This is a genomic window from Trichocoleus sp. Lan, from assembly GCF_039961855.1.
Taxonomy (GTDB): domain Bacteria; phylum Cyanobacteriota; class Cyanobacteriia; order Cyanobacteriales; family FACHB-T130; genus FACHB-T130.
The window spans coordinates 1-12,104 of record NZ_JAMPKA010000048.1; the positions used below are offsets into that span (position 1 = coordinate 1).

The following is a 12,104-nucleotide window of genomic DNA, read 5'->3' on the forward strand; positions in this document are numbered from 1 at the left end:
AGCTCCGTATACGGCATACCAACTCCCCAGTGTCTTGATGCTGATCTACTCCCTTATTGTGCAATCTCGATTATGAACTGGCACACTACTTGACCATTCATGCAGGAGGTCTAATCTATTGTTGTCTCCGCCGAACCATTATCGCTATTCGGGTGTGAAGTTGTCAGAATTGTGGTTTTTAAACTTTCCGTTGCATCGTCATTTCCCACATCAAAACTGACGGTATAAACAGATGCATCAGGCGCGTATACTTCAATTTTGTAATTCCCATCAGAAGGCAGCAATGCTTGCCACTGTGCGCCATCGGTAATCGTCCCGACCGTTTGCCCTTCCGGATCGATTACGGTGATATTGACGTTGCCTTCTACCGCTGCCACTGTCAATAGCTGCCCCTCAGTGGCGGAAAGAGAGAAAGAGTGGCACTGATTAGGTTCTAAGTTGCCACCCATCGTTGTTTGTGTAGAACCTGAGTGGAAGTTGACTTCCTGAGTGAATAGCGTATCTGCTGGGATTGACTCCTCTGGGGGGCAGTTATCTATCGGTGCTGAAAGCGTCTCTTGGGGAGTTTTAGGTTGCTCTTGTTTTCTTCTTTTTGGAGCCAGCCGACAGACGATCGTGGAGCCGCCGCTACCTAGCAAACCCAGCGCTGGTGCTGCGACAGGTACCCAACCTGCCTGCATAAAGAAATAGAAGCCGGTAACGAACAAAATGCCCAGCGTTGCAGTTCCAACCACAATCAATCGCAGGGGATGACGGATTCGCCAAACTAAAATGCCGCCAACGGCTGCCCATCCCACAATCCATAGCACCTCAACCCATTCCGACCAAGACCAAAACAAAGGTCGCTTGTCTAGAACAACGCTGAGGATTTGGCTGACGGTCTGTGCTTGCACCCTTACCCCAAACATCTTACGACTGCCCCCGTAGGGAGTATAAAAAACGTTATCAACTGTGGGTGAGGTGACACCGATCAGAACAATGCGATCTTTCACCCAATCGGGGTTAATCTGACCTTTCAAAACTTCAGTGAGCGTTACCTGCTGGGCGATATTATGAGCGGAGCGATAATCGAGCAGGATCTGGTAGCCGCCTGAATCTGCCTGCTGGTATCCTCCAAAATTGGCTTCTAGGGGTTTGAAGACAATTGAATTGAGCTGGAGATAATTTTTTGGGTGCGGTTGTGCCTCGATTCCCAGTTGTTCCAGGTAGCGCAGTGCCAGACGCGCACCGAGGGAGTAGGGGGTCTTACAGGCACCGACATCGGAAGTCGCAAACAAGAGACTGCGGCGAACGGCGTTATCGGGATCGATCACCAAATCGTCAAAGCTAAGGCGGTCTTCCGGGACAATTTTTGGCGGTGCAACTCCAGGATTATCGATATCGCTGATTTTGCAGACGGTAATGATGCGATCGCTCTTTTGTAATTGCTTAGATAATTCTGCATGACCAGGTTCCATCGGGATGTCGCGATAGATATCCAAACCGATGACTCGTGGTTGATGCCGTTCTAGTTGCGCTAACAGCTGATGCAGAGTCCGGTCGGATAGCGGATATCTGTTTTGAGCTTTAATATCTGCTTCGGTGATTTCGACGACTAAAAGGCGAGGATCTGGCCCTTCCATTGGGGATGAACGATCTAAGTCTCCCAATACCCGTGTCGCAAACCGTAACCGCACCATCTGATCGAAGGTTGCCAGTTCCAAGGACTGCAAACCTCCCAATTGTCGTACACCCAGCAGCAAGCCGGTAGCAAGGATACTGGCGATCGCTAAACGGATCGGCGATGCCTTTTTCTCAAGGACACCCGCGCGATCGCTAATTTTTTCCCCGCTTTTGTCAGCAATATTTTCTGGAACAAATTTTTCTGCAACGGGCGTATTTTCAGATAACGATACCTCTGTCAATGAAGCGATCGCTTGGCCGACTTCTGTAGCGGACTGGTAGCGATCGCGGAAGTGGTATCGTACCATCTTGTCTAAAATTGCTGCTAGGCGATCGCTGACCTTTACTTTATCCCGCCAAATAATCTCAGAGGTTTCAGGATCTTCTGGTAGCTGGTTCGGTCTTAACCCAGTCAGCAGTTGGATGGCAGTGATCCCCAAGGCATAGATATCGCTGCTGTATTTTGGCTTACCCGCTAGTTGTTCGCTCGGCACATAACCTTGAGTGCCAATTCCGACTGTAATGCTGGTCTGATCGGTTCCACTCGTCAACTGGGTGCGGATTTCCTTGACCGCGCCAAAGTCAATTAAAACTAATTTGCCGTCCTGTCGCCGCCGGATCAAATTGCTCGGCTTGATGTCGCGGTGGATGACTTGATAAGCATGAACAAACTCCAGGATGCCCAGTACATCCTGCAAGAACTGAATAATTTCAGATTCGCTCAGTCGCGTACCTTGGTGCAATTCATCGCTCAGCGGCGAACCTTCAATGAACTCCTGCACCAGGTAAAATTGTTGGTCTTGTTCAAAGTAAGCTAGCAGATGAGGGATTTGTTGGTGGTGGCCCAGTTTTTCAAGCGTTTTTGCCTCGGTTTTGAACATCCGTCGAGCCACCTGCAAAAAAGCAGGATCTTGACGAGCAGGTTTGAGGTGCTTTACAACACACTTAGGGTTTCTCGGTCGCTGCGTATCCTCGGCAATGTAAGTTTGACTAAATCCTCCAGCTCCTAGGACTTTGACAACTTTATAGCGCCCTCCCAGTTGTGTTCCCAGCATGGTCGCTCAGTATGCATCAATCCTGATTTTGGCATACAACTCAGTTTTGCTGAGCTTGGTTATTTATCTGTTGTCAGTTGTCGCTCGTTAATGATTTTTCTCATCCCCGTGACAAGTCGTTCTTAATTGCTTGTCAACAAGATTTCCGATAGCCGTATGGTAGTAAGAAGCGATGCTTGTTACCAACTTTTCCAAATGCAGATGATTCAAGGTACAACCAAACTTTTAGGGGTGATTGGTCATCCCATCGGGCATTCCCTATCGCCGGTGATGCACAATGCGGCGATCGCTCATTTAGGATTAGATTGCGTTTATGTACCTTTGTCGGTCGCGCCGGAAGATTTAGAGAAAGCGATCGCCGGTTTTGCAGCAATGGATAATTTTGTGGGCTTTAGCGTTACCATTCCCCACAAACAGGCAATTATCCCCCTGCTATCAGAAGTATCCGACATTGCCCAAGGGATAGGAGCCGTCAACACCGTTACGAAGACGGATAAGGGATGGGTTGGCACGAATACGGATGTTGAAGGCTTCCTCGCCCCTCTGGAAGCTGACCAGGGCGATTGGAGCCAAAGTGTAGCGGTCATTTTAGGCAATGGTGGTGCGACGCGGGCGGTGGTTGCCGGTTGTAAAAAACTAGGTTGTGCCCAAATCCATGTTGTTGGGCGAAACCGAGAGAATTTAACCGCTTTTCAAAATAGCTGGCGCAATTCATCCTTACCAGTAGAAATTAGAATTCATTCTTGGGAAGAACTCCCGAATCTGATTTCTCAAGCATCTTTGTTAGTCAATACAACACCTGTTGGGATGTACCCAAAGGTTGACGAGTCTCCCTTAGATGCAGAAGCGATCGCCAATTTGCCAGAAGGCGCGATCGCTTACGATCTGATTTACAAGCCCAACCCTACCCGATTCTTGGAACAAGCACAAAGACAAGGCGCAATTATCGTTGATGGACTGGAAATGCTCGTCCAACAAGGAGCCGCCGCCCTGAAAATCTGGTTAAACCGCGAGCCGCCAGTGGACGTGATGCGCCAATCTCTACAAAAACCATTAAAGATCAAAAATTAAACCCAGCGTGCAATTTTTGGGCTTTCTTCCCTAATGGAGCGGGGACTGGAGGATCTTGTCAGAATTTCCTTGACATTTCGATTTTCTACCCTCCTGAAAAAAAGGAGCTAAGAAAAAATTGCACATTAGTGTAACTTGAGAAAAGATGCAATTCTGAGCAAATTTACGGATATTCAAATCAAGTTATTGTGTCAGCAGACTTTTTTATGCGAATTTTTACTGACTTATATATTACAATTTATTAAAATCTCTTTTCTAGGTAAAAAGGTAATCTCTTGGGAGTCTTACTGAAGAAAATTGATTTGCTCTTTTACATCAATCTTGTAACATTTGCAGTAGCTTAGATATCATTTCACTCAATCTTTACAGGTTGACCTGTAAATCTACTTACTAATTTAAAGATTAAGTAAAGATACTGCCGTACGGATGTGGTATTAAGTACTTGTTGCGTAGTATAGAGCAGCCCTAAAACCGTAAGTTTGCGTACCTGACAGGAGCCGCTAATTTTTACGGATATTTTTACGGATCTCAAGATTAGAGGGTCAGATTTCTCTGAAGTCTGGACAGGCTGAATTTGAGAACATCGCTCAGGCTCTAAGTTTAGCTGCAAGTATTTGATTTTATTGACTTTAAAGAGGAATAAAGATATATGGTGGAAAGCCGCAAAGATATTAAAAACAATCCCACGCTTCCTGGATTGCCACCCCTGTTGCGGGTTCCATCAGAATCATTGCAAATCTCTGAATTAGCTCTTCCCACAACTTTAACAGGCTCTAAGACATCTCAGACACTAGGGGACGAGCGCGGGTACGCGCAGACGCGCCCACTCCGTTTTTCTTTAGTGGTTCCTACCTATAACGAAGGGGACAACATCCGGGAGATTGTCCGATTACTGACTCAGCTGTTGGATGGAGCTATCCCGAATGACTATGAACTGATTGTGGTCGATGATAATAGCCCCGACGGAACTTGGGAAATCGCTCAGGTTCTGATGTTGGAGTATCCGCATCTGCGAGTGATGCGGCGGGTTGAAGAACGGGGACTTTCGACAGCGGTAATTCGCGGCTGGCAGGCAGCACGGGGAGAGATATTAGGTGTAATTGATGCCGATCTCCAGCATCCACCAGAGTTGTTATTGCAGCTGTTAGCGAAAATGGATCGGGGCGCAGATTTGGCGGCGGCTAGTCGCCATGTGGAAGGTGGCGGCGTCAGCGACTGGAGTATTATACGTAGATTTTTATCTCGCGGTGCCCAGATGCTGGGGTTAATACTGCTGCCTGGAGTAGTGGGTCGTGTCTCCGATCCGATGAGTGGTTACTTTTTGGTACGCCGCGAGTGCTTGGTGGGCAAAACACTGAGTCCGGTGGGTTACAAAATTTTAATTGAGGTGCTGGGTCGGGGCGATATCCGTTGGATTGCTGAAGCAGGCTACGTGTTTCAAGAACGCCAAGCGGGGGAAAGTAAGGTCAGTGCGAAGCAATATGTAGATTATCTGCGGCATCTACTGAGGTTACGCCTTTCCCGCTGGCCCATTGGTCGATTTCTCCGATTTGGTGCAGTCGGTTTCAGCGGCGTATTTGTAGATATGGCAGTGTTTTATTTGCTGCGTACCCAAGTGGGATTGGGACTGACGACCAGTGCAGCTTTGGCTTCGGAGCTGGCAATTATCAATAATTTCTTGTGGAATGACAGCTGGACTTTTGCTGACATTTCCAGTCGCCAACAGGGATGGAACAAGCGGTTCAAGCGGCTGTTGAAATTTAATCTGGTCTGTCTGAGTGGGCTGGTATTAAACCTTTTGATCCTGAATTTGCTGTTCAATGTCCTGGGTGTGAATCAATACGTTGCGAAGCTAATTGCGATCGCTGCGGTGACTTTGTGGAATTTCTGGATCAATCTAAAACTCAGCTGGCGGGTGACGGAAACTAAGTAATCTGAGTCTTTAATCATTAGTCCTGAGTTATTCGTCGTGAGTCTATCAATGGCTCTTGACCCATAACTCTTAACCCAAAGAAAAAAGGCGATCGCCCTTAACGCGATCGCCTTTTTTCTATTTCTCCCCTACTAAACTTTCCCTGACTGTAGGAAAAGCCTCTAGCATCCAGTCAAACAAGTACACTCATAACCGAGAGTTGTAGGGTTACTTCTCGTTCTGGATAACACTCAAACTCCGATGAGAATTAATCAATAATTTGTGGACTGGGAGTTTGAGCATTGACATCTGCCTGAGACAAGTTAGGAATCGTCCAATTTGTTTCACCCGTTTTGAACACATGAGCAGGAGTCAGATTCAATTCAATTGCACCCGTTGCACGATTTGTTCTCACAATTGATTGAGTTCCGTCCACAAACTTGACTGCAACGGGTTCAGTCAACGCTTGTGCTTGAGCATTGGGACCGAGAACCACTTGAGTTCCCGCAGGTAGATAATATCCATCGCAATCCCAATCATCATCCGTTTCCTCACCCGCAGCCAGGTAATAGAGTTGTGTCGGAGACTTCTTCGGTTTGTTGGCATAGACAGCCACTGTGCCAGGGGTTTCGTTATGGCACTGTGCCCGCTTTCGAGCCGTTTCCATCACGTACTTCTGCTGTTGCAACTGGCTGAGCGTTTGCTGATAGATTTCGGGCGTGTAACCCGCTTGATCTGGATTATCCTTGGCTTGTAGTAATTGATTGATGGCTTGCGTTACTTCCGCGTAATCCGTTCCTTTCGTGAAGTCTTTACCTGCCCATGAGGGAGGAGCAATCATGAGGTTGACCAGAAGCACGAGCGCGACGAGAGCAATTTTGATAAATTTCATGGAATTCTCCTTACTTTGAGATAACTGAACATTCCAACTAAAAATGTGATTCAAAAGTTGGAAACTATCTTAAGTCAGGTGTGCAAGAAAGAAATATCAGTTTAAAACCACACACCGTTTGTCTACTTCAGAACTTTCAAAACTGGTGCTTGGGCTTGTAGCGTTTGATTAATTGTGGTTCCTAGTTTTAACAGGTAAAGACCACTAATTACGAGCGTCAGTACTGCCAATCCTGGATTTTCTAAAGTGCCGCTATCAAATAGAATTAACATCCCTAAGCTAATCAGAACAAAAGGGACTAGATGGTTGCCGTAACGAGTCAAATTATCTGCGATCGCCGGAATTTGGGTTAACTTGTAAGCGGCAAGACACCACACACCCACCAGCGAGAAAAACACTCCCAGAATGGTGGCTAGATTTTCCCAGGTGCAGCTTGCAAACAGCGGCATATAGATTCCAATGTTATCGCCGCCATTCGCAAAAGTTACCGCTGCTACGCTATACGCCTGGGGTGAGATGAAACTGCTAAACCAGGCTGGTTGAGCTGGCGTTTCGTCTGAGTCAGCATCATCTTCTGTATTAGAATTCACTAAGCGGCTGATGCCGATCGCAATCGGAACCAATCCTAACATTCCAATACAGGGACGCGGCAACAACAAACTGCCAAAGAAACTGGGAAGGCTGGCGAGAACGAGGGCGGCAAAGCCAAGATACTGTCCGGCAATGATGTGGCGTTTGCGAAAGAGGGTATTAACCTGGGAAAAGAACAGCATCAGAATCAAAATGTCATCCAGGTTAGTTGCTGTGAAGGCGGTAAAGCCGGTTGAAATTGCCGCGAAAAGTCCGTTCATGTTCAGTTCATGCTCCAAATTCTATTGTGTCTATCCGAACTTTTGGGCGACGCTGTAGCAATCCTGTTGGAATTGTGAGAGATGCTTTGAAGAGAATACGTCTCACAACGAAGCTCAAAACCTACGGATGACGAAAGGATTAATAAATAAGCCACGAGAATCGTAAAGGCATCATTTTTAGCATTTCTAGCTAGTCGTTGACCGTTAGTTCGAGCTAAATTATTGAAAATGTTTAGGAAGCCTGTTTTCTGGAGTGGCTATTGAGAACAGCCACCGTTGCAATCTTGTTGGAGTGATGCTCCAACTCATTCAAGTCTTGAGCCGGTACGAACACAACCTTGACTTCGCTCGCTGCTTGGTGTTGTTGCTTGATTAATACAGTTAGCTCGTCTAGTTTCTTGGCATAGTCAGCATCCAGCTTTTCGTGGATCAGTTCGAGGTTTTGAGCGGCTTGTAACGTGATCTGGTAGTTGTGATTCGCACTTTCCCGATCTTCTTCTGATTGGCGGTTCTGGCTCATCAAGACGACGGGAGCGGTATAAGCAGAGGCAAAGGAGAACACCAGGTTCAACATCATGAAGGGAGACTCATCCCAGTGAGGCAGTCCCGGTATCAGGTTGCAACCTACCCATCCAGCAAGAACGGTTGATTGTCCAATCAGAAACGCCCAAGAACCTACTTTAGTTGCCATTTTGTCTGCCACCTTTTGCCCAAACGTTAAGGGCTTCTTCATAGGTGGTTGAATCTTTGAAAATTGTGGTTGTTTCAGAACGACAGGGGCTTGTTGCGATTCGTTGATACCGGGTTGACTGGATTGAGTGGAGTTCATGCTGTTACCTCTTGCAACTTCAAATTCGTTTAATGCTTTGATGAGTGCGCTTAGGGGTTTTTTGTATTTGTGCTGCACTTGCTATAGTTTCACTGTATGGCGCTTAAAGTATAAGAGCAAATACTCTTTCTTGTTGAATTAATAAATTGAAGTGATTGACTTAGGCTAAGCGTTATGAATTCGACTTTTCCAACCCTGGTTGTTACCCAGAACAGCGTTGGTGCAAATTGCGGGTAATTTCAGTAATGCCAGTTGCTCAATCAATTGAGTTTATCGATTCAACAAAAAAGAGTGTTTGCTTTTATAAATTGTGATTACGTAGGATGAATTTATGCTTCTGCAATAGATTCTTGCCAAACCGGATCGCCAGTCTGGATAGCCAGTCTGGACAAAAGACACAAGAACATTGAGAAAGCCTTTCTGGTTGTCACAAGAGAAAAACATGAAGAATCTTTTCAAAATTGCGCTCGCCCTAGTGATATTTGTGGTGAACCTAGCGATCGCCCAACCCTCTCTGGCAGATCGACCCAAAGTATCCAAAAATCCTGACTATATTCAGGTGACAAAAACGCTGAACGGTTTATCAGCACTCCAGGAAAGCCAGGATATCCCTCCAGAAGTGCAACAGCGAATTGACGAGTTGACCTTGCAAAAAGCCGCAATCGAGTCGGGTGTCACCTGGGGACAATGCAGGAACGAAACCGGGAACACCATCGGCATCTTTGGTCCCGCCTCTGAGGAATCGAAGACTGGCGATAACAATCTCTACTTTCTAGCAGACGGTGAGACAACTCCTGAAGGCTGGGATTGCCAGGGAATTTATTTACCGAGTGGTATTAACGTTGCAGGCATTGAGTCAACACCTGCCACTTATACAATTCTGGATGGTACCCGTTTAATCGCCCGCCGAAATCCTGATACCTCTGCGCTTGAGTTTAACGTTCCACCACTCAAGTCTTCCCAAGAGAATAAGCTGGCAGTTCCTAACGTATCGCAGGAATTTATTGAATCTCGCATTCCTAGTACGTTCACAGCCGTAGAAATTGACGATTAATGGGATGCGTACAAGTGGGTTGACGCAATGATTTAACAAATTGGCTTGCAAGCTCATTGAGTCAACTCACCGTACAAAAGAATGGAAAGTTATTGTTACTCACTCATTAGCATTTTGGATTATGGATTCTTTAATTGGGTCAGTAGATTCGCAGATTGTATTAGTAGTTGCAGCGATCGCCGTGTCCTTCTTGCTGGTTACGCTGCTGATTAGAATCTTAAAAGCTGGTTTCGGGTTGATTTTGACGATTTTGGTGCTGGTGGTGGGATTGCAGTACGTTTTTGGCATTACCCCCGGACAGTTGTGGGGTGAGATCGGGAATTTGCCCCAAGATGCGATCCAACTGGTGAAAAACCTCGATTGGAATTCTCTGATATCAAGCTTTAATAGCTGAAGGCAGCATTCAATCACTTCTAATTATTCATCTGACAAGAAAGTTTATTTGTTTTTATGAGGCAATCCTCATAAAGTGAAATTAACTTATTCGCCGTAAATCCCCCACGAAGTTGGAAGCGCCACCATACCGCTTGCGGTTGGTGGTGGGTAGTTCACGCATTAAAGGCTCGTGATATTGACGAAGATACCTATGAACCGTCCGATCGCTGGGTAATGCTCTTCAGTTTGGCTGTCTTACTCTTGGGTACAGGTATCATCTACTACGTTTTTACGGCTCCTGTGCAACTGATAGCCGGTGCTATGTTTGAAGTAATGTCTTGCTACGGCAATGATTCGCCAAGCGGATAGGAGAGGATGTCCTTTTCGAGTGTCTCTTCAGATTACTAAGCTGTTGTGCATTTAGACTGCGATCAAAGAGCGTCCGGGACGCAGTCCCCTGAGAGCGAGAAAGCGTCGCCAATCGAGTTTATCCGCTCATGCAGCAACCTGATTGTGTACTACGTCAACAGATTAGCAACGTTTGTTCAATGGGATCTTACACGGCTTAAGGCGAGTGCCATTTAAGCTAGGGATGATAGTTAGCGATTGCGCTTAACTAAGTATCATTCACCATTGACTAATGACTAATAACTGGCTGCTACTTTTAGTGTGGATAGGAGTTGGGACTGGCTTGCGCTTGCTGAATTTGGCTGGCAAGTCGCCTTGGACGGATGAATTTTCGACGCTGGTTTTCAGCCTGGGCAATAGTTTTCGCGGTGTTCCCCTAGACCAAGCGATCGCACTCGATACTCTTCTGCAACCTTTGCAAGCAAACCCAGCAGCCGGAATCAACGATGTCATTCATCACTTAGTCACTGAAAGCAACCATCCCCCTCTCTACTTTGTGCTAACTCACCTGTGGTTGAAACTATTTCCGCCGGATGGGGGATTGGTTTCGCTGTGGGGGGCGCGATCGCTTGCTGCCCTTTTCGGCGTCGCCTCTATCCCTGCAATGTACGCATTCGGCTGGTTTGCGTTTCGTTCTCGGTTGGTAGGGCACTTGGCAGCAGCAATGATGGCGGTTTCGCCCTACGGCATCTTTCTAGCGCAGGAAGCCCGTCATTACACTTTGGCAATTTTGTGGGCGATCGCTTCCCTTTCCTGTCTGGTGGTTGCCGCACGACACCTGCAACGTCAGGCACCTCTGCCCATTTGGCTGGTACTACTCTGGGTAGGGATTAATACATTAGGAATTTCCAGTCATTATTTTTTCGTTATAACTTTAGGTGCCCAAGCGCTGGCGTTGATTGTCCTTCTATGGCAACAAAGACGGACTCAGAAGAATTTTAAATTTCCCAGTGTCAAGTCCTCGATCCCATTGCTGGCGGTTGCGGCTGGGACGCTGGCGGGGGGATTAGTGTGGGTGCCAGTATTCTTGCAGAACAGTTATGGGGGCAAGCTAACCGAATGGATTCAAGGCGATCGCGTCGGTTTGGCATGGCTTAGCCCAATCTTTCAAGCGATCGCGGCTTGGATTACGATGATCGCCCTACTTCCGGTAGAGTCACCCGATTTAGTCGGGGTGATTCTTTCTGGGGCTGTGATGATTGTTTTCTTTCTTTGGGCGCTACCCATCCTTTATCGAGGTTTGAAATTTCAGCGGCAAGAGGCGGGTTTGACAACCCAACTCTTTGAGGGTTTTATTTGGAGTGCGATCGCGCTATTTTTTGTTTTTACCTACATCCTCGGAATTGATTTAACTCGCGGGGCAAGGTATAACTTCGTCTATTTTCCCGCTGTAATTGTTATCGTAGGAGCCAGTCTTGCCGTCTGCTGGAACGCTGTGAAGGTTGAAGAAACTACTTTAAAACAGTCAAGTCCAGTCAGCATCGATCCCGGCTCAAAAGCCAAAGGTAAAATAAACCCTTTTATTAAAATATCTGGTCAAAAAGCTGTGGCGCTCATTTGGCTTATGGGACTTTTGAGTGGGCTAACAGTCGCCTGCAATTTGGGTTATCAGAAATACTATCGTCCCGATCTCTTAGTGCCAGCGATTATAAAGTTGCAAGATTCCTCATCTTCATCTGGGCAGGTGCCAATTCTAATTGCTACAACTCACAAAACCCATGTACAAAATGGGGAAATGATGGGAATCGCGTGGGAACTCAAACAGCAAGCGGTACAGCCAAGGGAAATCCAATTTCTCCTAGCGCATCAAGACCAAAATCCTCAAACTTCAACAGCGGCGTTGCAAAAAACTTTGGCGAATTTACCGCGCCCTCTAGATGTTTTTCTGATAAATTTCCACGCACCCATAGAGTTAGATAAATGTGTTACGAATGCCAATTTCCCTTCAGTGGATGGCTACGAAACCAAACTTTATTACTGTCGAGATCGCTAAAG

Annotated in this window: 9 protein-coding genes and 1 pseudogene; 6 read left to right on the forward strand and 4 right to left on the reverse strand. The window is 46.6% G+C overall.

Annotated features, from left to right (window positions below; all coding sequences use genetic code 11):
* Positions 1 to 110: 110 nt before the first annotated feature.
* A complete protein-coding gene (locus NDA03_RS26350) occupies positions 111 to 2,717 on the reverse strand; it encodes a CHASE2 domain-containing protein (protein WP_348239642.1) in 2,607 nt (868 codons plus the stop codon).
* Between the two features lie 201 nt (positions 2,718 to 2,918).
* On the opposite strand from NDA03_RS26350, the gene NDA03_RS26355 reads away from it, so the two are divergent.
* Both NDA03_RS26355 and NDA03_RS26360 read left to right on the forward strand, forming a co-directional pair.
* Complete coding sequence (locus NDA03_RS26355) at positions 2,919 to 3,788, forward strand: shikimate dehydrogenase (RefSeq protein ID WP_348239651.1); 870 nt, start codon at positions 2,919 to 2,921, stop codon at positions 3,786 to 3,788.
* Positions 3,789 to 4,437: 649 nt separating this feature from the next.
* Positions 4,438 to 5,721 (forward strand): glycosyltransferase, encoded by a 1,284-nt coding sequence (locus tag NDA03_RS26360; protein WP_190410443.1) that lies wholly within the window; start codon positions 4,438 to 4,440, stop codon positions 5,719 to 5,721.
* Between the two features lie 247 nt (positions 5,722 to 5,968).
* Here NDA03_RS26360 and NDA03_RS26365 read toward each other — a convergent pair whose 3' ends face one another.
* From NDA03_RS26365 to NDA03_RS26375, 3 genes are all read right to left on the reverse strand, one after another.
* Entirely contained in the window at positions 5,969 to 6,592 is a 624-nt protein-coding gene (locus NDA03_RS26365; protein ID WP_190410444.1) for a hypothetical protein, read from the reverse strand.
* A gap of 122 nt (positions 6,593 to 6,714) precedes the next feature.
* Entirely contained in the window at positions 6,715 to 7,443 is a 729-nt protein-coding gene (locus tag NDA03_RS26370; RefSeq protein ID WP_190410445.1) for a cadmium resistance transporter, read from the reverse strand.
* A 232-nt stretch (positions 7,444 to 7,675) separates the two neighbouring features.
* Positions 7,676 to 8,272, reverse strand: a complete 597-nt coding sequence (locus NDA03_RS26375) for a DUF1003 domain-containing protein (protein WP_190431700.1) — start codon at positions 8,270 to 8,272, stop codon at positions 7,676 to 7,678.
* Between the two features lie 442 nt (positions 8,273 to 8,714).
* On the opposite strand from NDA03_RS26375, the gene NDA03_RS26380 reads away from it, so the two are divergent.
* The 4 genes and pseudogenes from NDA03_RS26380 to NDA03_RS26395 all read left to right on the forward strand — a co-directional run bounded on the left by NDA03_RS26380 (position 8,715) and on the right by NDA03_RS26395 (position 12,102).
* Positions 8,715 to 9,326 carry a hypothetical protein gene (locus NDA03_RS26380; RefSeq protein ID WP_190431697.1) on the forward strand — a complete coding sequence of 204 codons (612 nt, stop codon included), beginning with the start codon at positions 8,715 to 8,717 and terminating at the stop codon, positions 9,324 to 9,326.
* Positions 9,327 to 9,447: 121 nt separating this feature from the next.
* On the forward strand, positions 9,448 to 9,720 hold the full coding sequence (locus NDA03_RS26385; protein ID WP_348239643.1) for a hypothetical protein: 273 nt from the start codon (positions 9,448 to 9,450) through the stop codon (positions 9,718 to 9,720).
* A 170-nt stretch (positions 9,721 to 9,890) separates the two neighbouring features.
* Positions 9,891 to 10,070, forward strand: a pseudogene (locus NDA03_RS26390) (hypothetical protein); the annotation flags it as partial.
* A gap of 271 nt (positions 10,071 to 10,341) precedes the next feature.
* The gene (locus NDA03_RS26395; protein WP_348239644.1) at positions 10,342 to 12,102 is read left to right on the forward strand and encodes a glycosyltransferase; all 1,761 of its coding nucleotides are present in this window, start codon (positions 10,342 to 10,344) and stop codon (positions 12,100 to 12,102) included.
* Positions 12,103 to 12,104: the final 2 nt, after the last annotated feature.

Excerpts from the sequence above, each read along its gene's own strand:
- NDA03_RS26370 (WP_190410445.1), bottom strand. The coding sequence starts at position 7,443 with ATGAACGGACTTTTCGCGGCAATTTCAACCGGCTTTACCGCCTTCACA.
- NDA03_RS26350 (WP_348239642.1), bottom strand. The coding sequence starts at position 2,717 with ATGCTGGGAACACAACTGGGAGGGCGCTATAAAGTTGTCAAAGTCCTA.
- NDA03_RS26375 (WP_190431700.1), bottom strand. The coding sequence starts at position 8,272 with ATGAACTCCACTCAATCCAGTCAACCCGGTATCAACGAATCGCAACAA.
- NDA03_RS26355 (WP_348239651.1), top strand. The coding sequence starts at position 2,919 with ATGATTCAAGGTACAACCAAACTTTTAGGGGTGATTGGTCATCCCATC.
- NDA03_RS26395 (WP_348239644.1), top strand. The coding sequence starts at position 10,342 with ATGACTAATAACTGGCTGCTACTTTTAGTGTGGATAGGAGTTGGGACT.
- NDA03_RS26380 (WP_190431697.1), top strand. The coding sequence starts at position 8,715 with ATGAAGAATCTTTTCAAAATTGCGCTCGCCCTAGTGATATTTGTGGTG.
- NDA03_RS26385 (WP_348239643.1), top strand. The coding sequence starts at position 9,448 with ATGGATTCTTTAATTGGGTCAGTAGATTCGCAGATTGTATTAGTAGTT.
- NDA03_RS26365 (WP_190410444.1), bottom strand. The coding sequence starts at position 6,592 with ATGAAATTTATCAAAATTGCTCTCGTCGCGCTCGTGCTTCTGGTCAAC.
- NDA03_RS26360 (WP_190410443.1), top strand. The coding sequence starts at position 4,438 with ATGGTGGAAAGCCGCAAAGATATTAAAAACAATCCCACGCTTCCTGGA.